Source organism: Streptomyces sp. MNU76, assembly GCF_020982545.1.
GTDB lineage: Bacteria > Actinomycetota > Actinomycetes > Streptomycetales > Streptomycetaceae > Streptomyces.
Window position 1 is genome coordinate 230,976 of the sequence record NZ_JAJKLK010000024.1, and the last position, 25,832, is coordinate 256,807.

Here is a 25,832-nt window from a genome sequence, read left to right on the forward strand (position 1 = left end):
CAGACATGACCACCGAATTCACCACCCGCGTCACGGAGGCCGTCGTCGCCAGCCTCGACGGCACGGCCGATCCGCGCCTGCGCGAGCTGCTGACCGCCCTCACCCGGCACCTGCACGCCTTCGTCCGCGAGACCGAACCCACGACGGCGGAGTGGGAACGGGCGATCGCCTTCCTCACGGCGACCGGGCAGGCCTGCACGGACACCCGGCAGGAGTTCGTCCTCCTGTCGGACGTCCTCGGCGTCTCGATGCTCGTCGAGACGATCAACAGCGACGAGCGCGGCGGCGCGACGGAGTCGACGGTCCTCGGCCCGTTCCACATGACCGAGTCCCCGGTCCGGGAACTCGGCGCCGACATCGACCTGGTCGGCGGCGGCGAACCGTGCGTGATCAGCGGCCGCGTGCTGTCCGGCGACGGCACCCCGCTGCCCGGCGCGACCCTCGACGTCTGGCAGGCGAACGCCGAGGGCTACTACGACGTCCAGCAGCCCGACGTCCAGCCGGCGGGCAACGGCCGCGGACTGTTCACGGCGGACGACGAGGGCCGCTTCTGGTTCCGCACCTGTGTGCCGAGCCCGTATCCCATCCCCACGGACGGCCCGGTCGGCGACCTCCTCCGGGCGACGGCCCGGCCCTCCTACCGCCCGGCGCACATCCACTTCATCGCCTCGGCCGAGGGACACACCCCCGTCACCACACACATCTTCGTGGCCGGCAGCGACCACCTCGACACCGACGCGGTCTTCGCGGTCAAGGAGAGCCTCGTCCAGGACTTCAAGAAGACCGACGACCCGTCGCTGGCACGGCGGTTCGACATCCCGAACCCGTTCCGCCACGCACGCTTCGACCTCGTGCTCAACACGTCGGACGCACCGGCCGAACGCCATCGGGAGCGGTCGTGACGGCGATGGACTTCGTGTACGAGGCCCAGCCGGTCCGGGTCGTGATGCGCCCCGGCGCATCGGTGACGGCGGTACCGGGGGAGGCCGAACGGCTCGGTCTGCGCGCCCTGTTGGTGGTCTGCGGCCCGAGGGGCGCCGAGACCGCGGGGGCTGTCGCGCGGGCGCTCGGTGACGCGTGCGCCGGGGTGTTCGCGCGGGCTCGCCAGCACGTACCCGTGGAGGTGGCCGACGAGGCGGTCCGGGCGGCGCGGGACGCGGGCGCGGACGGCCTCGTGGCGGTCGGCGGCGGCTCGGCGATCGGACTGGGCAAGGCGATCGCGCTGCGCACCGAACTCCCGCTGATCGCCGTACCGTCGACGTACTCCGGCTCGGAGATGACCCCGGTCTGGGGCCTGACCGAGCACGGCGCCAAACGCACCGGCCGCGCCCCGTCGGTCCTGCCGCGCAGCGTCGTCTACGACCCCCAACTCACCCTCACCCTCCCGGTGCCCCTCTCCGTGACCAGCGGCATCAACGCCCTCGCCCACGCCGCCGAAGCCCTGTACGCGCCGGACGCCTCGCCGCTGGTGTCGCTGACGGCGGAGGAGGGCGCCCGGGCCATGGCGGGCGCGCTCCCCGGCGTGGCGTCCGACCCCGGGGACCTGGAGGCGCGCGGCCGCGCCCTCTACGGCGCCTGGCTCTGCGGCACCGCGCTGGGCGCGACCACGATGGGCCTGCACCACAAGCTGTGCCACGTCCTCGGCGGCACCTTCGGCCTCCCGCACGCCGAGACCCACACGGTCGTCCTCCCGTACGTCCTCGCCCACAACGCCCCGGCGGCCCCCGAAGCCATGACGGCCCTCGCCCGGGCGCTGTCCACCGACAACGCCGCCGAAGCCCTCCGGGACCTCGCCGGCAGCCTCGGGGCCCCCCGCTCGCTCGCCGAACTCGGTCTTCACCAGGCCGACTTGGCGACGGCCGCAGCCCAGGTGACGAGCCAGGCGTACCCCAACCCACGCCGGACCTCCATGGCGGAAGCCCTGGAAATCCTGAGAGCGGCGTACACCGGCGACCGCCCTCAGGCTTGGTCCTGACCACGCCCCGCCCAGCGCCCGACGCACGCACAACTGACGCCCGACGCACACACGCCCGACGCACGCACGACTGACGGCCGACGACGAGACTCGAAAGGTGAACACCATGCCCCTCGGACTGCTCCGGCGGCGACGCGGAAATGCCCCCGGAGGCGCCGCGGGCGCCCCGTTCCCGGTGCCGGACGGCGCGGGTGTCGTCCTCCGTGAGGTGCTGGACCCCGTGAACCAGCCCATGGCCGCGGCGGACGTGACGGTGACGGAACTGCGCAGCCACCGCGTGGCGGCACGCGGCGCGACCGACCCGTACGGCTTCTTCGCGGCCGTTCTCCCGCTGGGCACCTACAGCGTGCTGATCATGGCCGAGGGGCTGGAACCGCACCGGGAGACGGTCGAGGTCAGCGCGGACACCGGTGTCTCCCGGGAACGGGTGTGGCTCCAGTCGGCCCGCGCGCTCGAACTCCCGCCGCCCGGAACCTGGCTCTTCGACCCGCCGCACACCGCGATCCGCTTCATCGCCAAGCACGTCGGCATGGCCCATGTGCACGGTCGCTTCGAACGCTTCGAGGGCGGCCTCGTGGTCGACCAGGACATGACGCGGTCACGCGTCCACGTCCGCATCGACGCGTCCAGCATCAACACCGGCAACAACACCCGTGACACGCACCTGCGTTCAGCGGACTTCCTCGACGTCGAACGCTTCCCGTACATCGACTTCAGCAGCACCCGCTTCGCCTACCGCGGCGGCAGCAAGTGGACCCTCCAGGGCAGCCTCACCATGCACGGCGTCAGCCGCTCCGTCGCCCTCGACACCACCTACCTCGGCACCGTCAACGGCGGCTACGGCGAGGAACTCCGCTGCGCCGCCCTCGCCAGGTCCGAACTCCACCGCGAGGACTACACCCTGAACTGGCGCTCCATGCTCGCCCGAGGCATAGCGGTCGTGGGCCCCACCATCCAACTCGAACTGGACGTCCAGGCGATGTACCGCACCCACGACACACCTACGCCGCCGGAGTAGGGCGCCCCGGGGCGCGGTCGTCGGGCGTTCACTCGGTGGTCGCCCGTATGTCTGAGAGCGGCGGGTGCAGGGTGGGACCACGCTCTTCGCCCACCGGTGCGCCGCCGTCAGCGGCTTCCGCAATCCGTCCGTGTGCTGCGCCGACCTGGCCGCGCTGATCCTGCACATCCGGGACCGGGTCCGAGTCGATCTCGCCGGGACGACACGGGGTCTGCCCGAACTCGGCGTCAGGGGTACGTAGGGTAGGGTTTACCTGCGCGTTCACACGGAACACCGTGCCGAGCGCGACGGGACGTGGCGCAGCTTGGTAGCGCACTTGACTGGGGGTCAAGGGGTCGCAGGTTCAAATCCTGTCGTCCCGACTTGTGAAGCAGCAGGTCAGAGGTCATCTCCGATGGATCGGAGGTGGCCTCTTCGCCGTTTCCGGGGACCAGAGCTGATGGACCGAAGCTGATTACGCGCGGGCATATGTGCTTGATATTCCCTTATGTCCTCTTTAGTGTTCGCCCGGGAGGGAGACGTTGCGAGGTCCCCGTCCCGTGCCACAGTCCGGAAGCGAGGTGTGGAGCGCGTGCACGCGAGGTACGGCTGTCGGCCCGTTCCGGGGCGGAAGGGCCGCAAGGGCCCCGAGGGATGCCGCGGACGGACGCGATGGCTGCGGGCGTTCGCCGTACTGCCGTTGCTGGCGTCGGTGCTCGCCGCCTGCGGCGGTGACGAGGGCTCCGGCAGGCCCACCCTCGACTGGTACAACTTCCCGGACGACTCCGGTGCGCTCCAGAAGGCGGCCGACCGGTGCAGCCAGGCGTCGGGCGGCCGCTACAGGATCAGCTACCACAAGCTCCCGCGTGCCGCGGACGGTCAGCGCCAGCAGCTCGTCCGCAGACTCGCCGCCGAGGACGACTCGCTCGACATCCTGGGCCTGGACGTCACCTGGGCCGCGGAGTTCGCCGAGGCACGCTGGATCCGGGAGTGGACGGGGGCGGCGAAGCGGCAGGCCGTGGAGGGCACCCTGCGCGTACCGCTGCAGACCTCGACGTGGAAGGGCAAGCTGTACGCCGTCCCGTACAACACCAACACCCAACTCCTGTGGTATCGCAAGGATCTGGTGCCCACCCCACCCAGGACCTGGGCCGAGATGCTCGACATGGCCGAGGTCCTCGCCAGGCAGGGCAAACCGCACTTCGTGGAGATCCAGGGCGCCCAGTACGAGGGGCTGACCGTCTGGTTCAACACCCTGATCAACAGTGCGGGCGGCTCCATCCTCAACGCGAGCGCGACCGAGCCCTCGCTCGGTCCTCCCGCCGTGCGCGCCGCCGGGATCATGCGCGATCTGGCGAAGTCCCCGGCCGCGGACCCTTCCCTGCCCAACCAGATGGAGGACCAGAACCGCCTCGCCATGGAGTCGGGGACGGCCGCGTTCGAGCTCAACTACCCGTTCGTCTATCCGTCGATGAAGGCGAACAACCCCGAGCTGTTCAAGAACTTCCGCTGGGCGCCGTACCCCAGGGTCGACGCCGGCCGCCCGGCCCGGCCCACCATCGGCGGCATCGACCTGGCCGTGAGCGCCTACTCGCGCCACCCCGACCTGGCCTTCGAGGCGGCGCTGTGCCTGCGCAACCGGGAGAACCAGCTCGCCGCCGCGCTCGAGGGCGGTCTGCCGCCCACCTTGCGAGCCCTGTACGACGAGCCCGCGTTCATGAAGGAGTACCCCTTCTCCAAGGACGTGCTGGCCGCACTGGAGTCGGCGAGCGTGCGCCCGATCACTCCGGTCTACCAGAACGTGTCGATCGCGGTCTCCCACACCTTGTCGCCGCCGTCCGGGATCGAACCGGAGAGCTCCGTCGACACCATCGGGGAGCAGATCGACGATGCCCTGCGATCCGAGGGTGTGATCCCGTGAACCACTGCCCACCGCACCACTCCGCCGGCCCGCGCCGCACCGCGCGGGCGTCGTCCCCGGGCGGCCGGACATGAGCACGCGGGCGCGACCCGCCGGAGCACCGACGCCCCCCGGGGCGGAGACGGGGCGGGTGAAGGCGGGCCGGGCGGCGCTCTCGGCGGGTGCCAGACAGGAGCGGCGGCTCGGCTGGCTGCTCTGCGCGCCCGCGGTCGTCGTCATGACCGCGGTGACCGCCTACCCCATCGGGTACGCCGTCTATCTGTCCCTCCAGCGGTACGACCTGCGCTTTCCCGGACGGGCGGAGTTCGTGGGCCTGGACAACTACGCGGCGGTGCTCTCCTCGCCGTTCTGGTGGGACGCCTTCTGGGTCACGCTGTTCATCACCGCCGTGTCGGTGGCGATCGAACTGGTCCTCGGAATGGGACTCGCCCTGGTGATGCACCGCACGATCTTCTGGCGCGGCGCCGTCCGCACGGCGGTCCTCGTCCCGTACGGGATCGTCACCGTGGTCGCCGCCTTCTCCTGGCAGTACGCCTGGACCCCGGAACTCGGGTATCTCGCCGAGCTGTTGCCCAGCGGAGAGGCTCCGCTGACCGAACAGTGGCCCGCCCTCTGGCTGATCATCCTCGCCGAGGTGTGGAAGACGACGCCCTTCATGGCCCTGCTGCTGCTCGCGGGCCTCGCTCTGGTCCCCGAGGAGACCCTGAAGGCGGCCATGGTGGACGGGGCCACCGCCTGGCAGCGGTTCACCAAGGTGATGCTGCCACTGATGAAGCCGGCGATCCTGGTGGCGCTGCTCTTCCGCACACTGGACGCGTTCCGGATCTTCGACAACATCTACATCCTGACCGCGGGCGCCCAGGGGACCGGGTCCCTGTCGATCCTCGGGTACGACAACCTGTTCACCGCGCTGAACCTGGGCATCGGGTCGGCGATCTCCGTCCTCATCTTCATCTGCGTCGGGATCATCGCCTTCGCCTTCGTCAAGATGTTCGGCACCGCGGCCCCGGGCTCGGAGGTGCGGAACTGATGGCCGAGGCGGGAAAGACGCATGCCGCCCGATGGGGTGTCATCAACCTGGTGGTGGTCCTGTATGCCCTGTTCCCGGTGTGGTGGATCGCCGCGCTGTCGTTCAAGGACCCCGCCACCCTCACGGACGGCGACTACATCCCCAGGGACTGGACCCTGGAGAACTACCGCGGCATCTTCGAGACCTCCGAGTTCACCCGTGCGCTGATCAACTCGATCGGCATCGCCCTGATCGCCACGGTGATCGCGGTGGCGCTCGGCACCATGGCGGCCTACGCGGTGGCCCGGCTGCGCTTCCCCGGCAAGCGGGTGCTCATCGGTATGTCCCTGCTGATCGCCATGTTCCCGCCGATCTCCCTGGTGTCACCGCTGTTCAACATCGAACGGATCATCGGGATCTTCGACACCTGGATCGGGCTGATCATCCCGTACATGACCTTCTCCCTGCCGCTGGCGATCTACACCCTGTCGGCGTTCTTCCGGGAGATCCCCTGGGATCTGGAGAAGGCCGCCAAGGTCGACGGGGCGACGCCCGCGCAGGCGTTCCGGATGGTCATCGTGCCGCTGGCCGCGCCGGGCGTGTTCACCACGGCCATTCTCGTGTTCATCTTCTGCTGGAACGACTTCCTGTTCGCGATCTCCCTGACGTCCACCGAGTCCGCGCGCACCGTACCGGCCGCGATCGCGTTCTTCACCGGAAGCTCCCAGTTCCAGCAGCCCACAGGCTCGATCGCCGCCGCCGCTGTGGTCATCACCATCCCGATCATCGTTTTCGTCCTGTTCTTCCAGCGGCGGATCGTCGCCGGACTGACCTCCGGGGCAGTCAAGGGGTGAACGGGAAGACCGCGGCGGACGGGCCCGGTCCGGGACACCGGACACCGGACGGCGGTACTCGGACCCGGAAGGCATGAAGGCAAGGAGGCACCATCCATGGCCGAGATCATCCTCGAGGGAGTCACCAAGCGTTTTCCCGACGGGGCCGTCGCCGTGCGGGACGTGGACCTCGAGATCGCCGACGGCGAGTTCGTGATCCTGGTCGGTCCGTCGGGATGCGGCAAGTCCACCACCCTGAACATGATCGCCGGACTTGAGGACATCACCGAAGGCACCCTGCGCATCGGCGACCGAGTCGTCAACGACCTCGCCCCCAAGGAACGCGACGTCGCCATGGTGTTCCAGAGCTATGCCCTGTACCCGCACATGAACGTCCGGGAGAACATGGGCTTCCCGTTGCGTCTGGCCAAGGTGGACAAGGACACCGTCGCCGCCAAGGTGACGGAGGCCGCCCGCATCCTCGACCTCACCGATCACCTGGAACGCAAACCCGCCAACCTCTCGGGCGGACAGCGCCAGCGGGTGGCCATGGGCCGGGCCATCGTCCGTGATCCCAAGGCATTCCTGATGGACGAGCCACTGTCCAACCTGGACGCCAAACTCCGGGTACAGATGCGCACTCAGATCTCCCGGCTGCAGCGGCGCCTCGGCACGACCACCGTGTACGTCACCCACGACCAGACCGAGGCGATGACGCTCGGCGACCGCGTCGTGGTCATGCGGCAGGGACTGGTCCAGCAGATCGGCACGCCCGCCGACCTGTACGACCTGCCGCGCAACATCTTCGTCGCGGGCTTCATCGGCTCCCCGGCGATGAACTTCCTGAACGCCACCCTGGAGGGCGGTGCCCTGCGCTCGTCCCTGGGCGACCTGACCCTCGACGACCGGACGAGGCAGGCGCTGGAACGTCAGGACGCGCCCCGCGAGGTCATCGTCGGGCTGCGGCCGGAGGCATTCGAGGACGTGGCCCTGTCACATGGCCAGGACCGGACGGGGCCGGTCTTCACCGCCACCGTGGAGGTGATGGAGTCACTGGGCTCCGATGCGTACGTCTACTTCAGCGCGGAGGGCGGCCCCGCGACGACCACCGAACTGGAGGAGCTCGCCAAGGACTCGGGGCTGCGCGACACCGGCGCCGACACACAGAACATCGTGGCCCGACTGGACGCCGCCACGCGTGCCCGCGAGGGCGAACCGCTGGAGCTGCGGGTCGACATGGCCAAGGCTCATGTGTTCGACCCGGCGACCGGAGCGAACCTCACGCATCCGATGAGGGAGAGCGCGGACTGACGACGCGGAAGGCGGAAGACGGCGCGCGGCGGCAGGCCCGAAGCCGTACCGGTGCGATGGGTACGGCTTTCTCCGTTCAGGCGGAGGGCTCCAAGGCGGAGGGCTTCGAGGAGGGCTCTGCGGAGGGCTTCGAGGAGGAGGACTCGGTGTACGCGCGCTCGCAGTAGGGCCAGTCGCCGAAGTCGCCCGCGCGTTTCCACAGGCGGTGGGCCGCCTGGATGTTCCACTCCGGTTCCAGGGCCTTGCGCGGGGTGCCGCCGAGTTCGCGCAGCCGGGTGTCGGAGATCTGGAAGACGCCCCAGTTCCTGGTGCCGTTGGTGTTCGGCAGGATGTGGAGAGGGTCGAGGAAGGACTGGCAGTCGGCGATCGCGACCGCGTGGTCGGGGTCCTCCGCGAACACCTGCCGGACGCGTTGGCGTACCTTCTTCGGCGACCAACTCCGTATACGCGCCTTCGGGTCGTAGAGCGCCCGCTTCGTCTCGGTGCCGACCACGCCGTCCGGGTCGAGGCCGTGCAGCACCTGGAACGCGGTGACGCGGCGCAGGGTCTGCGGTCCGAAGGAGCTGTCCACGGAGATGTCCGCGCCGGCCGCGGCGAGCAGTCGCTGCACCTCTTTGACGCAGGTGTCGTGCTGGCCCATGCCGACCGGTTCCGCGCACGCGGCGGAGAACAGCAGCCGTCCGTCGTCCGCGTCCTCGGCGGCGTCCTGCTGACGGGTCGCCAGCGTGATCCAGGTCCCGCCGGCCACCAGGAGGAGAAAGCAGAGACCGAGGATCAGCAGCGCACGTCGGCGCCAGGGGGTGACCGCCACCGCCCCGGCCTGTGCCCCGCCCTCCCGTCCGCCGTAGGCACCGTCCCGGCCGTGGTGGCCGCGCTCCCGGCCGCCGGAGGTGCGGTCTCGTCCACGGTCGCCACGGCCCCGGCCGTCGACAGCACGGTCCCGGCCGCCGCAGGCCGGTTTCGGCCGCCGCCGTCGACACGGGTTCCGCCGTCATCGACCCGGGTTCCGTGACCGCCGTCGGAGCCGGTTCCGTCCCGTCCGGTCTCGTGGCGGGCCGACCCGCTTCCGGAGCCTGCCCCTCCCCTTCCGCTTTCCCTTCCCCCTCGGCTTCCCTCTCGCCTTCGCCCTCGGCGCGCATCCGGCTCATGTCGGCCACTGCCCAGAGCCGGTGGAGTTCTCGCAATTCGGTCGGGGAGGCTCCGCAGATCAACGCGAAGCGGTGCACAGGGCCGTAGTCCGGCGGCACGTACGAACCCGAGCAGTAGCGGTGGAGGGAGGATCTGCTGCTGCCGGTGCGTTGGGCGAGCGCCTCGTAACTCAGGCCCGACCGCTCCTTCAACGACCGCAGGAACGCCGCGAATCGTTCCGGATCGACGGTGGCTTTCACAAGTTCCCCTAGCAGTCGGTCAGTTGGAGATCGGACCCTAGAGCATTTTCACCCCGTGCGCATCTTGTGTTCGCCGTGTGCGTGTTCGGTGCATGCCTCGCCGATGTCCCACCGGCGTCCCAGAGCCACGGGAAACGCCCAGGCGGCGCGGACGACGGCATCCCGCTCTCCCATGACCTGCGGTTTTCCTTGCCGCGCCGGCTCCCTCGTCGCCAGAGTCTGCGGTGCTCGCCGGGCACCGGTCCGGTGGCTCGAAGAGAGGACTCCCATGAGCTTGCGCACGCGATTCAAGCTGGCCGCCTGCACCGTCGGCGTCGTGGCCACGGCCACCCTCGCGCTCGGGACCACGCCGGCCGCCGCGAGCGGGACGTACAGCGGGCTCGCCTACGTCTACGGTGCCGACAGCTACACCGACGACTGGGGCAACGAGGGCATCCTGTCGACCGGCACCAACACCAACTCCAACGCCACCTGCCTGTGGCAGAAGATCCTCTGGGCGGACGGCTTCCTCAACTCCGCCGCGCACATCGACGGCAAGTTCGGCTCCAGGACCAAGGCCGCGACCGAGGACCTCCAGAGGTACTTCGCCCTCGGTGTCGACGGATCGGTCGGCCAGGAGACCTTCGGCCACATGGACAAGTGGCTCTACTTCGTGTCCGGCAGCACCGCCGACGGCTACACCGCGAACCTGCGCTACGACGGGATCGTGCGCGACTTCAACCTCAGCCGCAACGCGGACGGCAACTACAGCTTCCCCGACGGCGACGGCAACACGCGGCTCGCCGGCTACAACTACCTGTCCTGCACCTGATCCTCCTGCGCGTCCGGCGGCGCCCGACCGCGGCCAGGGGGGTGTCGCGGTCGGGCTCAACCGCCTCCGTCGAGGTCGTCACGGCGGCGCAGCACGCTGAGTTCGTCGCCGTCGAGCCGCACCTCGTAGAGCTTGCCGCGGGCGTTCTCGAAGGGGCGGTGGACGATCATCATCAACCGGCCGTCGAAGGTGTGGAACAGCATGCCATGGCCGCTGTCCTCCCGGACCAGCGGCCGCCGTTGGTCCCACGGCCCGGTGAAGTCGCCCGACCTGGAGACCGCGTAGGTCTGTACGTAGCCGCCGCTGATCGTGCCGTCGTCACCGGCCACGTTCTTCTCGTACGTCGACCACAGCATCAGCAGGGAGCCGTCGGGCGTCCGGTACAGCTGAGGGCCGTCGGTGATGTACGGCGCGAGCTGGTGCGGCACTCCGCCGGGGATCTGGTCGGTGAGCCAGGACGCGTCGGAGGCCTTGAACAGGAAGACCGGGTCCCCGAGAGTGCGGGCCAGATCCGGGGCCAGCCGGATCGCCTCCATCGTGCCGTCGACGGTCTGCAGCCACTCGTGCGCGTACACCATCCAGGGCTGCCCGGCCGCGTCGACGTACAGCGTGCCGTCGAGGGTCATGAGGTGCTCGGGCGGGGTGGGACGCGTGGGGTCCACGACGGTGAACGGGCCCAGCAGCGAGTCGGACACCGCGGTGACCGTGCCGCGCATATGGTTCGGGAGCTGGAAGGGCGTGCCGTACCGGCCGGCCGGTGGCACCTTGAGCGGCTTCCCCTCGTCGTGCAGCGTGGTGAACAGGTAGTACCTGCCGTCCCACGCGTGCACCTCCGGCGCCCACGCGCCGTCCGTCGCCCAGATTCCCTCCTGCTCCTCCGTCCGGAACACCACGACCGGCCGCGTCCAGTCCCGCAGATCGGTGCTGCGGTAGACCATCGTGCCGGTCCCGTCCACACCCGAGACGGCAGGATCGTTGGACGTGTAGAGGTGATACGTACGGGTCTCGGCGTCGGCGACGACGAACGGATCGTGCAACGGCATGTCGGGAAGCCGCAGGTCCGCGAGGCGAATGGGTTCGGTTTCGGTCACGGTCGAAGGATAGTGACCGGAGATCGGCCGGCGAAGGGCGTTGACTTCGCGTGCGCTTCAAGTTGAAGACTCCCCTTCGGGCCCGAGAGCCGGGCGGAACGGGAGACGGCAGCATGAAGTACCGCACGATAGGCAGTGATCCGGCGACCCGCCGCGAGGTGAGCGTGCTCGCGCTCGGCGCGATGCTGTTCGGCTCGCGGACGGACGAGAAGACCTCCTTCGCCCTGCTCGACCGCTATGTCGAGGCGGGCGGGAACTTCATCGACACGTCCGACAACTACGCGTTCTGGATCGACGGCGGACAGGGCGGCCAGAGCGAGGAACTGCTCGGCCGGTGGCGGCGCAGCCGGGGCGTCGGCGAGGAGATCGTCATCGCCACCAAGCTCGGCGCCCGCCCCCTCGCACCCGGCACCGGCTACGTCGACAACGCCGAGGGCCTGTCGGCGAAGGTGATCCGGGAATCGGCCGAACGCAGCCGGGAACGCCTCGGCGTGGAGCGGCTGGACCTGCTCTACGCCCACATCGAGGACCGTACGGTGACGGCGCGGGAGACCGTCGAGGGGTTCGCGGAACTCGTCGCCGAGGGCGCGGTCGGACTGCTCGGCGCGAGCAACCACGCCGTCTGGCGGGTGGAGCGGGCCCGCGCCCTCGCCGCTGCGGCCGGGCTGCCCGGCTACGAGGTGCTCCAGTACCACCACAGCCATCTGCGCCCGCGCACCGACGTCCCCAGCGATCTCTGGGCCGACGGCACCCTCGGCGCGGCCACCGCCGAACTGCTGAGCTATCTGGAGGCCGAGCCCGGCCTCACCCTGGTCGCCTACTCGCCCCTGCTCAAGGGCGGTTACGTACGGCCGGACACCCTTGCGTCGGACTACGACCACCCCGGCACCCCCGCCCGGCTGAAGGTGCTGGGCCAGGTGGCACGGGAGACCGGCGCGACGGTCAACCAGGTCGTGCTGGCCTGGCAGTTGAGCGGCCGGTTCCCGATCGTCCCGCTGGCGGGGGTGTCGTCGCTCGACCAACTGGAGGAGAACCTGGGCGCGGTGGAGCTGGAGCTGACGGAGGAGCAGCGGGCCCGGCTGGACGCCGCACACTAGCCGTGTCCGGGTCGGCCCTGGCTGACGTTGGCCGTGAGCAGCCGCAGCAACTGCTTGGCCATGGTGTGCTGTTCGGGGGACAGCCCCATGGCCTCGCCGATGTCCACGGGGACGGTCCGGGCCCGCTGCTCCAGCCGGGCGCCGGCGTCGGTGAGGCGGATGGAGACGGAGCGCTCGTCGTCCGTACGGCGCTCGCGGCGCAGCAGGCCGCCGGCCTCCAGGCGCTTCAGGAGCGGGGAGAGGGTGCTGGACTCCAGCTGGAGCGCCGTACCCAGGTCCCGCACGGAGATCGAGTCCTGCTCCCAGAGCACCAGCATGACCAGGTACTGCGGATAGGTAAGCCCCAGCTCGTCCAGCAGGGGCCGGTAGCGGGCGGTCACCGCCCGCGAGGCGGCGTACAGGGCGAAACAGAGCTGGTCGTCCAGGAGCAGTGTGTGCCCCCGTGCCGATTCCGCCCCGGCAGCGGTCGCGATGTCGCCGGCTGTGCTCACGGTGTCGCTCCTCGGTCCCGTGCTCTCGCATGACGATCTCCCACCCTACCCGCGGGTCATCCCACTCTATCGGGCACTAATGGATCGGGCGACAGTGAATCGTGTACATATTAGTTGTGCGCGACTTAATTGAGCGCTACTGTCTTGGCTGTGCCGCCCGTCCGGCGAAGGGCATCGCCTCAACCTGCCCGTCGCACCCGTCGCACCTCTCGCGAGGAGATCGTCATGACCGAGACCACCGCCCCCCGTCCCGTCCTCGAACCCGCCGCCGCGGCCTTCGTCGAGGCGACCGCGAATCCGCCGTACCTCTTCGACCTCGGGCCGGTCGAGGGCCGCAAGGTCGTCGACGAGGTGCAGTCGGGCGACATCGCGAAGCCGGCCGTGGACGAGGAGTGGGTGACCGTGTCGGGCGGGCCCACCGGCGAGGTCAGGGCCCGTGTCGTCCGCCCGGCGGGCGTCGGGGGCGTGCTGCCGGTGATCCTCTACATCCACGGCGCGGGCTGGGTGTTCGGCAACGCCCACACCCACGACCGGCTGGTGCGCGAGCTGGCCGTGGGCGCGCGGGCCGCGGTCGTCTTCCCCGAGTACGATCTCTCGCCCGAGGCCCGCTATCCGGTGGCCGTCGAGCAGAACTACGCGGTGGCCCGCTGGATCGTCGCCGAGGGTGCCGACCGGGGCCTCGACGCCACCCGGATCGCCGTGGCCGGTGACTCCGTCGGCGGCAACATGACCGCCGCGCTGACCCTGATGGCCAAGGAGCGGGGCGATGTGCCCCTGGTCCAGCAGGTGCTCTTCTACCCGGTCACCGACGCGGCCTTCGACACCGGTTCCTACCGCCGGTTCGCCGAGGGCTACTTCCTGCGGCGCGACGCCATGCGGTGGTTCTGGGACCAGTACACGACCGGCGAGGAGGAGCGCGCCGAGATCACCGCCTCACCGCTGCGCGCCACGGCGGAGCAGCTGCGGGGGCTGCCGCCGGCCCTCGTGATCACCGCCGAGGCCGACGTCCTGCGCGACGAGGGCGAGGCGTACGCCGACAAGCTCCGCGAGGCCGGGGTGCCGGTGACCGCCGTGCGCTACCAGGGGATCATCCACGACTTCGTCATGCTGAACGCCCTGCGCGGGACGCACGCAGCCGAGGCCGCCATCGGCCAGGCGATCGCCACCCTGCGCTCGGCGCTCGGCACGGTCTGACCGTCGTACGCCCCCGCGACAGCACGCCGCCCCGGCCGGGAGTGATCCCGGCCGGGGCGGCGGTGTGCGGACCGGATGGTCCGCACGGGGGGTTGCGGCGAGGCTCAGGCGAAGTTCGCCAGCACCTCGTTCCAGGTGGCGGACGGGCGCATGACCGCCGCGGCCTTGGCCGGGTCGGGCTGGTAGTAGCCGCCGATGTCGGCCGGCTTGCCCTGGACGGCGATCAGCTCGTCGACGATGCGCTGCTCGTTCGCCGTGAGGGTCTCGGCGAGCGGGGCGAACGCCTTGGCCAGGTCGGCGTCGTCGGTCTGGGCGGCCAGCTCCTGGGCCCAGTACAGGGACAGGTAGAAGTGGCTGCCGCGGTTGTCGATGCCGCCGACGCGACGCGAGGGAGACTTGTCCTCGTTGAGGAAGGTCGCCGTGGCGCGGTCCAGGGTGTCGGCGAGGACCTTGGCCTTGGTGTTGCCGGTGGCCGTCGCGTACTGCTCCAGGGACGGGACCAGGGCGAAGAACTCGCCGAGGGAGTCCCAGCGCAGGTAGTTCTCCTTGACCAGCTGCTGGACGTGCTTCGGGGCGGAGCCGCCGGCGCCCGTCTCGAAGAGGCCGCCGCCCGCCATCAGCGGGACCACCGACAGCATCTTGGCGCTGGTGCCCAGTTCCAGGATCGGGAACAGGTCGGTGAGGTAGTCACGCAGCACGTTGCCGGTCACCGAGATGGTGTTCTCGCCGCGGCGGATGCGCTCCACCGACAGCTTGGTGGCCTCGACCGGGGCGAGGATGCGGATGTCCAGGCCCTCGGTGTCGTGCTCCGGCAGGTAGGCGTTGACCTTGGCGATCAGGTTGGCGTCGTGCGCGCGGGTCTCGTCCAGCCAGAACACGGCCGGGTCGCCGGTGGCGCGGGCGCGGGTGACGGCCAGCTTGACCCAGTCGCGGATCGGGTCGTCCTTGGTCTGGCAGGCGCGGAAGATGTCACCGGCGGAGACCGTCTGCTCGATGACGACGTTGCCGGCCTGGTCGACGAGGCGGACCGTGCCGGTGGTCGGGATCTCGAAGGTCTTGTCGTGGGAGCCGTACTCCTCGGCCTTCTGCGCCATGAGGCCGACGTTCGGGACGGAGCCCATGGTCGACGGGTCGTAGGCGCCGTTGGCGCGGCAGTCGTCGATCGCGACCTGGTAGACACCCGCGTACGAGGAGTCCGGGAGCACCGCGAGGGTGTCGGCCTCCTGGCCGTCCGGGCCCCACATGTGACCGGAGGTGCGGATCATGGCGGGCATCGAGGCGTCGACGATGACGTCGGACGGCACGTGCAGGTTGGTGATGCCCTTGTCGGAGTCGACCATCGCCAGGGCCGGGCCCTCGGCGAGCTCGGCGTCGAAGGAGGCCTTGATCTCGGCGCCCTCCGGCAGGGCCTGAAGGCCCTTGTAGATGCCGCCCAGACCGTCGTTCGGGGACAGACCGGCCGCGGCCAGCGTCTCGCCGTACTGCGCGAAGGTCTTCGGGAAGAAGGCGCGCACGACGTGACCGAAGACGATCGGGTCGGAGACCTTCATCATCGTGGCCTTGAGGTGCACGGAGAACAGGACGTCCTCGGCCTTGGCGCGGGCGACCTGCGCGGTCAGGAACTCGCGCAGCGCGGCGACGCGCATCACGGAGGCGTCGACGACCTCGCCCGCGAGGACGGGTACGGACTCGCGCAGCACGGTGGTGGAGCCGTCGTCGCCGACCAGCTCGATCTTCAGCGAGCCGGCCTCGGAGATCACCGCGGACTTCTCGGTGGAGCGGAAGTCGTTCTCGCCCATGGTCGCGACGTTCGTCTTCGAGTCCGACGACCAGGCGCCCATGCGGTGCGGGTGGGTCTTGGCGTAGTTCTTGACCGAGGCGGGGGCGCGGCGGTCCGAGTTGCCCTCACGCAGGACCGGGTTCACGGCGGAACCCTTGATCTTGTCGTAGCGGGCGCGGATCTCGCGCTCCTCGTCGGACTTCGGGTCGTCCGGGTAGTCCGGCAGCGCGTAGCCCTGGCCCTGCAGCTCGGTGATCGCGGCCTTCAGCTGGGGGATGGACGCCGAGATGTTCGGCAGCTTGATGATGTTCGCCGCGGGCGTCTTGGCCAGCGCGCCCAGCTCGGAGAGGGCGTCGGGGATGCGCTGGCCCTCCTCCAGGTACTCCGGGAAGACGGCGATGATGCGCCCGGCCAGCGAGATGTCACGGGTCTCGACGGAGACACCGGCCTGCGAGGCGTACGCCTTGATCACGGGCAGGAACGAGTGGGTCGCCAGGGCGGGCGCCTCGTCCGTGTGCGTATAGATGATGGTCGAGTCAGTCACCGGGTGCTCCGCTCCACGTCTGCAACATTGCTCGACATCAAGATATCTCGTACGGGGGAGGTACTCGACAGGGGCGGGAGAGGGCGCGTTGTCGGGTGCGGGGTCGCCGGGGTGGAGAAGCAGGGGCGCAGCCCCTGCTTCTCAGGGGCGCGGGGGACTGCGCGAGAAGCCCCACCGGACCCGCACTCGACAACCGTCCCCTACGACGCGACCTCGACGGAGGACTCCCGCTGATGAGGGATCTCCACGCTCCCCCCAGCCGTCTGCAACGTGATCGCCCGCCGCGGCACCGGCACGCTGATCCCCTCCGCCCGGTACCGCCTGTGCAGGCGCTTGATGAACTCGTGCTTGATCCGGTACTGGTCGCTGAACTCCCCGACCCCCAGGATCACGGTCATCCCGATGCGCGAGTCGCCGAAGGTGTGGAACCGCACGGCCGGCTCGTGGTCGGGAACCGCGCCCTCGACCTCCTTCATCGTCTCGGCGATGACCTCGTTGGTGACCCGCTCGACGTGCTCCAGGTCGCTGTCGTAGCCGACCCCCACCTGCACCAGCAGCGTCATGTCCTGCTCGGGCTGGTTGAAGTTGGTCATGTTGGTGCCGGCGAGCTGACCGTTGGGGATGATCACCAGGTTGTTGGAGAGTGACTTGATCGTCGTCTGGCGCCAGTTGATGTCGACGACATAGCCCTCCTCGCCGCTGCTCAGCTTGATGTAGTCGCCCGGCTGGACCGTCTTCGAGGCGAGGATGTGGATGCCCGCGAAGAGGTTGGCGAGGGTGTCCTGGAGGGCCAGCGCCACCGCGAGACCGCCGACACCGAGGGCGGTGACCAGCGGGGCGACCGGGATGCCCAGGGTCTGGAGGATCACCAGGACACCGATCGCGAGGACCGTGACCCGGGTGATGTTCACGAAGATCGTGACCGAGCCCGCGACACCGGCCCGGGACTGGGCGAGCGTGCGCACCAGACCGGCGATCACCCGGGCCGCCGTGACCGTGGCGACGAGGATGAAGAGCACCGTCAGCGACTGGTTCACGTTGCGCTGCACGGTCTTCGTCAGCGGCAGCACCGCTCCGGCGGCCGCCGCCCCGCCGACGAACGCGCTCCAGGGCACCAGTGAGCGCAGCGTGTCGACGATGACGTCGTCACCGCTCCAGCGGGTCTTCGTCGCGTGGCCGCCGAGCCAGCGCAGCAGCAGCCGCAGCAGGAACGCGGCCAACAGGCCCGCGACCAGGGTGATTCCGGCCACGAGACAGTCGTCGAGGGTGAGGGTCCGGGTCATCGCTCGCCTCCCGTGGGACGCGGGGAGCGGCCGGGGAACCGTATGTCGTGTCCCGAGGGCCGTATGTGATGTGTCGTCACCTTGCCACCTGCTCGAATCAAGAGTGCGTGTACTCGCCCGCCCGGACGCGTGTACGGCGTCGGGCGCGACCGCTCATCCTGCCGTATCCGCACGGCTGATCGGCACCGGACCTGCGCGGATCGGCCGACGAGGGCCCCGCGCCTTCAGGGAATGTCCGGATGTGCTCGGCGGTACGACGGCCTCCTCTTCAGATCACCTTCAGCCGGACCAGCGCACCGAGCGTCAACGCCCCCGGCAGCAACGGCAGCCAGACCGTGACGATCCGGAACGCCAGCACCACCGCGGTCGCCACGGCCACAGGGCCACCGGCCGCCACCAGCGCGACCACGAGCGCGGCCTCCACCGAACCGAGGCCCCCCGGCGTCGGGACGAGGGCGACCGCGACGGTGGCGGCGAGATAGGCGAGCGCCATGTGCGTCACCGGGATGTGCAGCCCCAACGCCAGCCCCACGGTGACCAGTACGCCCGCCTGGAGTGCGGGGAACGCCAGCGAGCCGCCCCACAGCGCCAGCACCCGCGCCGGTCGCGCGTGCACCGCGCGGGCCTCGCGCAGGGCCGTGCGTACGAAACCCGACACGGCCGCACGCAGCCGCCGTACCAGGAGAACCGCGGCCACGGCTCCGCACCCCACGACAACCGCCGTCACCAGCAGGGGAGTCGACGTGCCAGCGGGCAGGAGCGGGCCGAGGCGCAGGGCCCGGGGGAACGCCGTCAACAGGGCCAGCAGCAGGCCGACCCGGGCGACGGACTCCGCCAGCAGATACAGCGCGAGCGCCGCCGACGAACGGGACAGGGGGACCCCGCACACCGTCATGAACCGCAGGTTCACCGCGCTCGCGCCCAGACCCGTCGGCAGCAGATGGTTCGCCGCGCCCGCCGCGAACTGGGTGGCCAGCAACCGCCCGGCGGGCAACCGCTCGACGAGCGCGCCCTGCCGCGTCACGGCCGCCGCGACCCAGGTCAGACAGGTCACGCCGGCCGCCGCGACCAGCCATGGCCACCGCGCGGTCGCGAGACGCTCGAAGCCCTCGACGAGTACGGAACGGTGCCGCACGGCGACCACCAGGACCAGCGCGAGGGGGAGCAGGCAGAGGACCCGCCGTACCGGAACGCGTGCGGTGAGCGGCCGTGGGAGCTGTGTCGCTGTCACACCGGGAGAGACTCTCCGCGCCCGGCCAACAGAGGGTTGCGGGCGCGCGGACGGCGGTCGACCGGCGGCGGACTTCACCGCACTCCGGCGTGCGCCGAAATACGGTTGACCTCAACTTTGGTCGAGGTTCTAGCTTCTTCCCCATGAGTATGGAGACCACCGCCTGGACCCAGCTGCAGGGCATGATGACAGCCCAGCGGCACAGCCGCCCCCTCGCCCGGACCACGCTACGGCGCGTCGGTGCCTTCGCCCGTCCACATCGTCGCCGTATCGCGTGGTTCGTCGGCATCGGCGTCGTGACCGCGCTGCTCGCCGTGGCGACGCCGGTGCTCGCGGGGAACGTCGTGGACGTGATCGTCTCGGGCGGGGACGAGAACCACGTCGTCCGCCTTGCCGTGCTCATCGCCGTCATCGCCGTCGCCGAGGCGGCGCTCGGACTCCTGGGCCGACGCCTGTCGGCGACGCTCGGCGAGGGTCTCATCCTCGATCTGCGGACCGCCGTCTTCGATCATGTGCAGCGCATGCCGGTCGCGTTCTTCACACGTACTCGTACGGGAGCGCTCGTCAGTCGTCTCAACAACGACGTCATCGGCGCGCAACGCGCGTTCAGCAACACCCTGTCCGGAGTGGTCGGCAACCTGGTCACGCTGGTGCTCACCCTCGCCGTGATGCTCACGCTCTCGTGGCAGATCACGCTGCTCTCGCTCGTCCTGCTGCCCGTCTTCGTGGTCCCCGCCCGGCGGATGGGCCGGCGCATGGCCCGGCTCCAGCGGGAGGCGGCCGACCTCAACGCAGCCATGGGCACCCGGATGACCGAGCGCTTCTCCGCACCCGGCGCCACCCTGGTCAAGCTCTTCGGCCGGCCCGACGACGAGTCCGCCGAGTTCGCCGAACGGGCCCGCCGGGTACGGGACATCGGCATCCGCACGGCGATGGCGCAGTCGGCGTTCATCACCGCCCTCACCCTCGTCTCGGCCCTCGCGCTCGCCCTGGTGTACGGCCTCGGCGGCTGGTTCGCGCTGCGCGGCACCCTGGACGCGGGCGCGATCGTGTCCCTGGCCCTGCTGCTGACCCGGCTGTACGCGCCGCTGACCGCGCTGGCGGGGGCGCGCGTCGAGGTCATGAGCGCCCTGGTGAGCTTCGAGCGCGTCTTCGAGATACTGGACCTCAAGCCGCTCATCGCGGAGAAACCGGACGCCCGCGAGGTGCCCGAGGGCCCGGTGGCCGTCGAGTTCGACGACGTCCGCTTCGGCTACCCCTCCGCCGACAAGGTCTCCCTCGCCTCGCTGGAGGAGGTCGCCTCGCTCGACACCCGGGGCGGCACCGAGGTCCTGCACGGCGTCTCCTTCCGCGCCGAACCCGGCCAGACCGTCGCCCTCGTGGGCTCCTCCGGCGCCGGCAAGTCCACCGTCGCCCAACTGCTGCCCCGGCTCTACGACGCGGACGCCGGCACGGTCCGGATCGGCGGCGTCGACGTACGCGACCTCAGCGCGGCGTCGCTGCGCGGCACCCTCGGCATGGTCACCCAGGACGGCCACCTCTTCCACGACACCGTCCGCGCCAACCTGCTCCTCGCCCGCCCCGACGCCGGCGACGACGACCTGTGGGACGTCCTGCGCCGGGCCCGGCTCGACGACCTGGTGCGCTCCCTGCCCGACGCACTCGACACCGTCGTCGGCGAGCGCGGCTACCGCCTCTCGGGCGGTGAACGGCAGCGCATGACGATCGCCCGGCTGCTCCTGGCCCGTCAGCGCGTCGTCATCCTCGACGAAGCCACCGCGCACCTCGACAACACCTCGGAGGCCGCCGTGCAGGAGGCGCTCGCCGAGGCGCTGGAGGGCAGGACCGCCCTGGTCATCGCCCACCGTCTGTCGACCGTGCGGACCGCCGACCAGATCCTCGTCGTCGAGGCGGGCCGGATCGTGGAGCGCGGCCGGCACGAGGAACTGCTCGCGGCGGGCGGACGGTACGCGGAGCTGTACCGGACGCAGTTCGCGAGGTCGACGGACCACGAGCCCGGCGAGGAAGCACCGGTGGCGGCGGCCTAGGGACCGTGCGGTCTCCCGGGGTTCAGCCGCCCTCGACGCCGGTCGTCGCGTGGGCGGCACCGACCGGCTTGGACTCCGGGGAACCGCGCTGGCGCAGATAGATCGAGAGGATCGCCATGGAGGCGATGGCGAGGAACTCGGACTGCCAGTTCTGCAGCGTACGGTTCCAGAAGTCGGCGGAGACGACGTACTCGGACCAGCTGTCGGGCGCCTGCAGCTCCCGCAGCTGTTCCTCGTTGTACGCCGCCACACCCGTGATCGACTGGGCCGGCCACGACAGCACGAACACGGCCCCCATGACATACCCCAGCGAACTCGCGTACAGCTTCAGGCGCAGGCCGCCGGCCGCCGCCCAGCGGGGGGAGTCGGGGCGCGCGTGCGGTCCCACCCGCTGTTCCTCGTCCGACTCGACCCCGATGCCGTCCGGGGGCTTGGACTCCGGTGAGCCGCGCTGCACCAGCCAGACCGTCAGGAAGACGTACAGGAAGAACTGCAGGTACTCGGACTGCCAGTTCTCCATCACGTCGACCGCGAAGTCCGACGATGTCACTTACTCGCCGAGCGAGATCCGCTGGAGGTCCTCCGCCGCGAGCCGGTTGTCGAAGTCGGCGTGACCGGCGAACGCCTGGCCGACCAGGGCGAGGGCGAACAGCGTCAGGAAGGTGAGCCCCAGACCGTTGTCCCGGAAGAACCGCCGTACGGATCCGGTCATCGGTGCAGCACCCCCAGCGTGACGCAGTAGGCCAGACCGCCCGCGATCACCAGCAGGCACAGGGCGAACATGACGCGCACGACGTCCTCACCCACCCTTCAGCAGACACTGGTACGGCCGCTCGGGACGCGGGGCGCACCCGGCGGCGAGGACCTTCCACCCGTCGGAGAACCGCGACAGGAACAAGGTGTCCGCCGAGAACTCCACCCGGGCCTGGCGTCCGGCGACATCGACGCCCTCCACCTCGTCCTCGGCCGCCGCGACGAACGGAACGTCCTCCTCCAGGACGGCGTCCTCGCACGGGGTCCCCGAGTACTGTTCGAGCTCGTCCCGGACACCCGGCGCCAGCACCGCGCACACGGCGGCCTCGTCCTGCGCGCCCAGCGCCCGCTCGAAGCCGACGGCCGCGTCCCGGGCCGCCGTACGCCGCTGCTCGACCGATCCGCAGCCGGCCGTCAGCAGCACCACGGCACCCGCAGCGACCCCCCCACCGCCACCGCCAGGGCATCCGGGACCTCCCGTCCGGCCGTCCGCACGCATGTCGACGGACGGTAAGCCCGCCGCCGGACCCGCACCCGGGTGCCGCGCGTCGGACCCGGACCGCCGTCCCCGGCCGGGGCAACCGGCGCTACGAACCCTCCCCGCCCGCGCCGCGCTCCCCGTCCACCGGCAACCGGTACACGGCGAAGGCACGCCGGATCACCGGCTGGGCCACATTGCGCACCCGCACCCCACCGCTGGTGATGCCGTGCTCGGTGCCCAGATGGGCGTGGCCGTGGACGGCGAGGTCGGCACCGGACTCGTCCATCGCCTCGGCCAGCAGGTAGCTGCCCAGGAAGGGATAGATCTCCAGCGGTTCACCGACGAGCGTGTCCGGGACGGGGGAGAAGTGGGTGAGCGCGATACGGACCGCGCAGCCGTCCTCCGCCAACTCGTCCAGCGCGCGACGCAGACCGTCCGCGAGCCCTCGGGTGTGACGGACGAAGGCCTTCATCTCGGGTTCGCCGAACTCGCTGCCGCTGCGCCCGGCGAAACCGCCGCCGAACCCCTTGGTCCCGGCGACCCCCACCCGTACGCCGTCGACCGGAACGACGGTACCCTCGCCCTCCAGCACGGTCACCTCCGCGTCCCGCAGCACGGCCGTTACGTCCTCGGGGCGCTCGGCGTGATGGTCGTGGTTGCCGAGGACGGCGATCACCGGCACCGGCAGCCCCGCCACCTCGTCGGCGACGACCCGCGCCTCCTCCGGTGTGCCGTGCCGGGTCAGGTCCCCGGCGAGCAGCAGCAGGTCGGCGTGGTCGGGCAGGGTGTCGAACGCCGGGCGGAGCAGACCCCGGCTGTCCGGCCCCAGATGGATGTCCCCGACGGCCGCGACCCGGATCACGACAGCTCCTCGGGACGGTCCGGGGCGGTGACGTCGGCCAGCGTGATGTCCGCCCGTACGGGCACGCCGGGCAGCTCCTCCGCCGCCAGCCGCAGGATCGCCTCGCGAACGGCCGCGGTGGACGCCGTGCCGGTGATGTGCACGGCGTCGCCGCGCGCCTCGATCCGCATCCCGAGCTCGGCCAGATCACTCCGGGCGAGCCGCTCCTCCAGGTGGGCTATGCGGTACTCGGTGTGCGCCGGCGGGTGCGCGGCGGGGTGTTCCGGGCCGCCCACCGATGGTTGTGCGCCGCCGTCGCCCGGTGGGTGTGGGGCGCGGTGCCCCGGCCCGTCCGCCGGTGGTTGTGCGGCGGGGTGTGTCGGGTCGTCCGCCGGTGGTTCTGCGGCGCGGCGTCCTGGGCCGTTCGGGCCGTTCGTCCGCGGGTGGTGGTCATGTCCTGTCGCCATCGCCGGTCTCCTCCGGCTCGATCACGTTGAGGCGCTCCAGCAGGAAGAGGAAGGCCGCCGGCATCGGCTCGCCACCGCACTCCTGCCGCACCCGGCCCCAGTCGATCTTCTCGCGCAGGGTCCGGGCGAGCGGCAGCACGGCACCGAAGTCGCAGTAGTGCTCGGAGAACGCCAGGAGACGCCCGATGAGCAGATCCGTCACCGCCAGCACGGGCATCCACACGGACTGGACCGACAGCACCTCCGCCCGGTCCAGCAGCTCACGGCTGACCGGAGCCCGCGACGGCCGGAAGATCAGGTCGACCTCCTGGCCCTGGCTCCGGGTCTTCACCAGCCAGTCCTCGGGCGGCTCGACCACGGTCAGCCCCGCCGCCTCCAGTGTGCCGGTGACCGCCTCGACGTCCTCCGGCAGCACACAGAAGTCGACGTCGTGCTGGAGCGTCCCGGGGCCGCCATGGGCGTACACCGCGACGCCGCCCGCCAGCGCGAAGGGATGCCCACCGGCCTTGAGCAGGGAAGCGACCTCCTTGGCCGCTTCGAGGATGGCCTGGGTCCGATCGGGAGGGAGCCCGTCGTCGTCCGGGCCGGCGAGATCGCCCATGCCCTCCACGATAGTGCGACCGGGGCCGACGGCCAGATGTGCGGGTGCGCGACCTGAAGCCGCTGGTGACCACGTACCGCGAGGGGCTACCGACCTGGATCTCGCTTTCCCTTCCACACCGGCGATCATCACGAGCCTGCTTCGGTCGGGGCCCCGTGGTCCGGCGGCCGGTGCCTCAGAGGATCCTGACCTTGTTGATGCGCACCCCACCGGGATGGTTCGGCCAGGTGTAGACGGTCCACCTGTCGATGGCCTGGGCGGGCTGCCACCTGCCGTCCCCGTACCACTGGACGCGGTTGTCGCCGGTCGAGATCCGCGTGACCCCCCAGTTCGTGGAGAGCGGGTCGGCCTCTCCGGCGTTCGCGCAACACCGCATCCGCGAGGTCTCGCCGTCCGCCGTCTCGATCCGGGCGGGCTCGGCCAGCGGTATGACGAGCATGGTGACGGTCAGCCAGAGCGCGTCGGGATCCTCGCCGTCCGGGGGATACGCGAGGCAGCCCACGTACACCGGATGGCGACCCGCGGGGACGCGATGGCTGAACCCGCCCTCGGTGTGCCACGGGGTCTCCCAGGTGATGGGGCCGTCCACCACGACGAGTTCACCGGCGTGGTCGAACCACGTGGGCCGGGCCGCGACGGAGTACGCCGCAGGGGGACAGCCGCCCCGCACGTCACCGCCACCCGTTGTACTCCGTCCGCCTCCTGACAGCCGCCACCCGGCCGCCCGTGCCCGGTGGTGGCTGAACGGCCCATCCGGTCGGGACGTCCGGCCCCAGCGCGCCGCCTCCCGGCCGAGGGACGATGCCCCTGAGGACACAGGCTCCCCAGGGCGCCGGGCTCCGGGCCCGCACCCGATCGCCGAACGATCCGAAGCAGGTGCATGGCGATGTTCTGGTACGGCCACGACGTCAGCGGATGGGGCTGGTTCGCGATGTCCGCCAGCATGATCCTTTTCTGGGCGCTGGTCATCGCGGCGGGCGTGCTGCTCTTCCGCGCTCTGAACCGGCCCCAGGAACACACCCACGGTCCCGCCGCGCCGCAGACACCCGAGGAGGTTCTCGGACAGCGGTTCGCCCGAGGGGAGATCGACGAGGAGGAGTACCGGCGCCGCCTGAACGTCCTGCACGCCGGCCCTCTCACCAAACCCTGAACGCCGCCCGCTCCGGCTGCGGCCCCTCCGCTTGGCGGATCGCCCGGTCGCCTCGGCGAGGGGAGAGCTCGGCGTCATGGCCGCGCGCACCTGAAGCCGCGGTGTGCGGATGCCCGGCCGACGGGCCGTCGATCCGCAGATGACGCAGCAGCAGAGCGGCCGGCACCGCGGCCACGCACATCACTCCGGCCGCCGTGCCGCAGGCGATCCGCATGCCCTCGGTGAACGCCTCCCGGCTCGCCGTCAGCAGGAGTCCGGAGAGGTCCGCCGGCAGCTGTCCGGTGACCTGGACGGCCCCGCCCAGCGTCTCGTGCGCGACCTCGCGCGCCGCCTCGGGGATGCCCGACGGCATGTCGTCGTCATGGACCGGCGGTACCCGGCGGCACCGATGCTGCCGAGGACCGCGATACCGAGAGCGCCGCCGAACTCGGCGCGGGTCTCGGACAGTCCGGAGACGGAGCCCGCGCGCTCCGGTGGCGCGGCGGCGATGATCAGGTCGGCGGCGAGCGACAGTACGACTCCGACACCGGCCGCC

General features: G+C 70.8%; 26 protein-coding genes, 1 tRNA gene and 2 pseudogenes. 14 read left to right on the plus strand and 15 right to left on the minus strand.

The features are described 5' to 3' along the window. Positions 1-5: 5 nt before the first annotated feature. The 9 genes from E4N62_RS39250 (at position 6) to E4N62_RS39290 (ending at position 8,046) form a co-directional block, all read left to right on the plus strand. Entirely contained in the window at positions 6-902 is an 897-nt protein-coding gene (locus E4N62_RS39250) for an intradiol ring-cleavage dioxygenase (RefSeq protein WP_230222365.1), read from the plus strand. 5 nt (positions 903-907) lie between these two features. Next, complete coding sequence (locus E4N62_RS39255; protein WP_230222865.1) at positions 908-1,975, plus strand: maleylacetate reductase; 1,068 nt, start codon at positions 908-910, stop codon at positions 1,973-1,975. Between the two features lie 106 nt (positions 1,976-2,081). After that, positions 2,082-2,993: a YceI family protein gene (locus E4N62_RS39260; RefSeq protein ID WP_230222867.1), complete on the plus strand. Its 912-nt coding sequence runs from the start codon at positions 2,082-2,084 to the stop codon at positions 2,991-2,993. Positions 2,994-3,057: 64 nt separating this feature from the next. Then, positions 3,058-3,234, plus strand: a complete 177-nt coding sequence (locus E4N62_RS39265) for a hypothetical protein (RefSeq protein ID WP_230222367.1) — start codon at positions 3,058-3,060, stop codon at positions 3,232-3,234. A gap of 47 nt (positions 3,235-3,281) precedes the next feature. Then, a tRNA-Pro gene (locus E4N62_RS39270) sits at positions 3,282-3,355 on the plus strand. Positions 3,356-3,648: 293 nt separating this feature from the next. Next, positions 3,649-4,893, plus strand: coding sequence for an ABC transporter substrate-binding protein (locus tag E4N62_RS39275; RefSeq protein ID WP_374117200.1), 1,245 nt, complete (start codon positions 3,649-3,651; stop codon positions 4,891-4,893). 70 nt (positions 4,894-4,963) lie between these two features. Continuing rightward, on the plus strand, positions 4,964-5,923 hold the full coding sequence (locus E4N62_RS39280) for a carbohydrate ABC transporter permease (RefSeq protein ID WP_230222371.1): 960 nt from the start codon (positions 4,964-4,966) through the stop codon (positions 5,921-5,923). Then, positions 5,923-6,756, plus strand: coding sequence for a carbohydrate ABC transporter permease (locus E4N62_RS39285; protein ID WP_184902218.1), 834 nt, complete (start codon positions 5,923-5,925; stop codon positions 6,754-6,756). Before E4N62_RS39280 ends, E4N62_RS39285 begins: the two co-directional genes overlap by 1 nt. A 96-nt stretch (positions 6,757-6,852) precedes the next feature. Then, the gene (locus E4N62_RS39290) at positions 6,853-8,046 is read left to right on the plus strand and encodes an ABC transporter ATP-binding protein (protein ID WP_230222373.1); all 1,194 of its coding nucleotides are present in this window, start codon (positions 6,853-6,855) and stop codon (positions 8,044-8,046) included. Between the two features lie 76 nt (positions 8,047-8,122). Here E4N62_RS39290 and E4N62_RS39295 read toward each other — a convergent pair whose 3' ends face one another. The 3 genes and pseudogenes from E4N62_RS39295 to E4N62_RS48340 all read right to left on the minus strand — a co-directional run bounded on the left by E4N62_RS39295 (position 8,123) and on the right by E4N62_RS48340 (position 9,608). Further along, entirely contained in the window at positions 8,123-8,857 is a 735-nt protein-coding gene (locus E4N62_RS39295) for a peptidoglycan-binding protein (protein ID WP_230222375.1), read from the minus strand. A gap of 421 nt (positions 8,858-9,278) precedes the next feature. Beyond that, positions 9,279-9,434, minus strand: a pseudogene (locus tag E4N62_RS39300) (helix-turn-helix domain-containing protein); the annotation flags it as partial. A gap of 48 nt (positions 9,435-9,482) precedes the next feature. Continuing rightward, complete coding sequence (locus E4N62_RS48340; RefSeq protein ID WP_268270315.1) at positions 9,483-9,608, minus strand: hypothetical protein; 126 nt, start codon at positions 9,606-9,608, stop codon at positions 9,483-9,485. Positions 9,609-9,702: 94 nt separating this feature from the next. Here E4N62_RS48340 and E4N62_RS39305 point away from each other — a divergent pair, with 94 nt between their 5' ends. Then, on the plus strand, positions 9,703-10,245 hold the full coding sequence (locus E4N62_RS39305) for a peptidoglycan-binding protein (protein WP_230222377.1): 543 nt from the start codon (positions 9,703-9,705) through the stop codon (positions 10,243-10,245). 56 nt (positions 10,246-10,301) lie between these two features. Here E4N62_RS39305 and E4N62_RS39310 read toward each other — a convergent pair whose 3' ends face one another. Continuing rightward, positions 10,302-11,336, minus strand: coding sequence for a glycoside hydrolase family 43 protein (locus E4N62_RS39310; RefSeq protein WP_374117185.1), 1,035 nt, complete (start codon positions 11,334-11,336; stop codon positions 10,302-10,304). A gap of 113 nt (positions 11,337-11,449) precedes the next feature. Between E4N62_RS39310 and E4N62_RS39315 the strand changes: the two genes are divergently transcribed. After that, positions 11,450-12,433 carry an aldo/keto reductase gene (locus tag E4N62_RS39315; protein WP_230222379.1) on the plus strand — a complete coding sequence of 328 codons (984 nt, stop codon included), beginning with the start codon at positions 11,450-11,452 and terminating at the stop codon, positions 12,431-12,433. Here E4N62_RS39315 and E4N62_RS39320 read toward each other — a convergent pair. Further along, positions 12,430-12,924 carry a MarR family transcriptional regulator gene (locus tag E4N62_RS39320; protein WP_308186125.1) on the minus strand — a complete coding sequence of 165 codons (495 nt, stop codon included), beginning with the start codon at positions 12,922-12,924 and terminating at the stop codon, positions 12,430-12,432. The genes E4N62_RS39315 and E4N62_RS39320 overlap by 4 nt on opposite strands. A 225-nt stretch (positions 12,925-13,149) precedes the next feature. Between E4N62_RS39320 and E4N62_RS39325 the strand changes: the two genes are divergently transcribed. After that, positions 13,150-14,118: an alpha/beta hydrolase gene (locus E4N62_RS39325; RefSeq protein ID WP_230222382.1), complete on the plus strand. Its 969-nt coding sequence runs from the start codon at positions 13,150-13,152 to the stop codon at positions 14,116-14,118. 104 nt (positions 14,119-14,222) lie between these two features. Here the strand turns inward: E4N62_RS39325 and E4N62_RS39330 are convergent, their stop codons facing one another. From E4N62_RS39330 to E4N62_RS39340, 3 genes are all read right to left on the minus strand, one after another. Beyond that, positions 14,223-16,442 (minus strand): NADP-dependent isocitrate dehydrogenase, encoded by a 2,220-nt coding sequence (locus E4N62_RS39330; RefSeq protein WP_230222384.1) that lies wholly within the window; start codon positions 16,440-16,442, stop codon positions 14,223-14,225. Between the two features lie 200 nt (positions 16,443-16,642). Then, on the minus strand, positions 16,643-17,725 hold the full coding sequence (locus E4N62_RS39335; protein WP_230222386.1) for a mechanosensitive ion channel family protein: 1,083 nt from the start codon (positions 17,723-17,725) through the stop codon (positions 16,643-16,645). 268 nt (positions 17,726-17,993) lie between these two features. After that, positions 17,994-18,956, minus strand: coding sequence for a lysylphosphatidylglycerol synthase transmembrane domain-containing protein (locus tag E4N62_RS39340; RefSeq protein ID WP_230222388.1), 963 nt, complete (start codon positions 18,954-18,956; stop codon positions 17,994-17,996). Positions 18,957-19,105: 149 nt separating this feature from the next. Between E4N62_RS39340 and E4N62_RS39345 the strand changes: the two genes are divergently transcribed. Further along, positions 19,106-21,004 carry an ABC transporter ATP-binding protein gene (locus E4N62_RS39345; protein ID WP_230222873.1) on the plus strand — a complete coding sequence of 633 codons (1,899 nt, stop codon included), beginning with the start codon at positions 19,106-19,108 and terminating at the stop codon, positions 21,002-21,004. A gap of 22 nt (positions 21,005-21,026) precedes the next feature. Here the strand turns inward: E4N62_RS39345 and E4N62_RS39350 are convergent. The 6 genes and pseudogenes from E4N62_RS39350 to E4N62_RS48985 all read right to left on the minus strand — a co-directional run bounded on the left by E4N62_RS39350 (position 21,027) and on the right by E4N62_RS48985 (position 24,817). After that, positions 21,027-21,716, minus strand: a pseudogene (locus E4N62_RS39350) (DUF6766 family protein). Positions 21,717-21,803: 87 nt separating this feature from the next. Beyond that, positions 21,804-22,184 carry a hypothetical protein gene (locus tag E4N62_RS39355; RefSeq protein ID WP_230222391.1) on the minus strand — a complete coding sequence of 127 codons (381 nt, stop codon included), beginning with the start codon at positions 22,182-22,184 and terminating at the stop codon, positions 21,804-21,806. A 160-nt stretch (positions 22,185-22,344) separates the two neighbouring features. Next, positions 22,345-23,100, minus strand: a complete 756-nt coding sequence (locus tag E4N62_RS39360) for a metallophosphoesterase (RefSeq protein WP_230222393.1) — start codon at positions 23,098-23,100, stop codon at positions 22,345-22,347. Continuing rightward, positions 23,097-23,546: a BON domain-containing protein gene (locus E4N62_RS48980; RefSeq protein ID WP_308186126.1), complete on the minus strand. Its 450-nt coding sequence runs from the start codon at positions 23,544-23,546 to the stop codon at positions 23,097-23,099. The genes E4N62_RS39360 and E4N62_RS48980 overlap by 4 nt, the downstream gene beginning before the upstream one ends. After that, positions 23,530-24,147 (minus strand): nucleotidyltransferase family protein, encoded by a 618-nt coding sequence (locus E4N62_RS39370; protein ID WP_230222395.1) that lies wholly within the window; start codon positions 24,145-24,147, stop codon positions 23,530-23,532. The genes E4N62_RS48980 and E4N62_RS39370 overlap by 17 nt, the downstream gene beginning before the upstream one ends. A gap of 175 nt (positions 24,148-24,322) precedes the next feature. After that, positions 24,323-24,817 carry a beta/gamma crystallin domain-containing protein gene (locus E4N62_RS48985; protein ID WP_230222397.1) on the minus strand — a complete coding sequence of 165 codons (495 nt, stop codon included), beginning with the start codon at positions 24,815-24,817 and terminating at the stop codon, positions 24,323-24,325. A gap of 216 nt (positions 24,818-25,033) precedes the next feature. On the opposite strand from E4N62_RS48985, the gene E4N62_RS39380 reads away from it, so the two are divergent. Then, on the plus strand, positions 25,034-25,297 hold the full coding sequence (locus E4N62_RS39380; RefSeq protein WP_230222878.1) for an SHOCT domain-containing protein: 264 nt from the start codon (positions 25,034-25,036) through the stop codon (positions 25,295-25,297). Here E4N62_RS39380 and E4N62_RS39385 read toward each other — a convergent pair. Then, a complete protein-coding gene (locus tag E4N62_RS39385; RefSeq protein WP_230222399.1) occupies positions 25,284-25,649 on the minus strand; it encodes a hypothetical protein in 366 nt (121 codons plus the stop codon). The two genes, E4N62_RS39380 and E4N62_RS39385, sit on opposite strands and share 14 nt — an antisense overlap. Positions 25,650-25,832 lie beyond the last annotated feature (183 nt).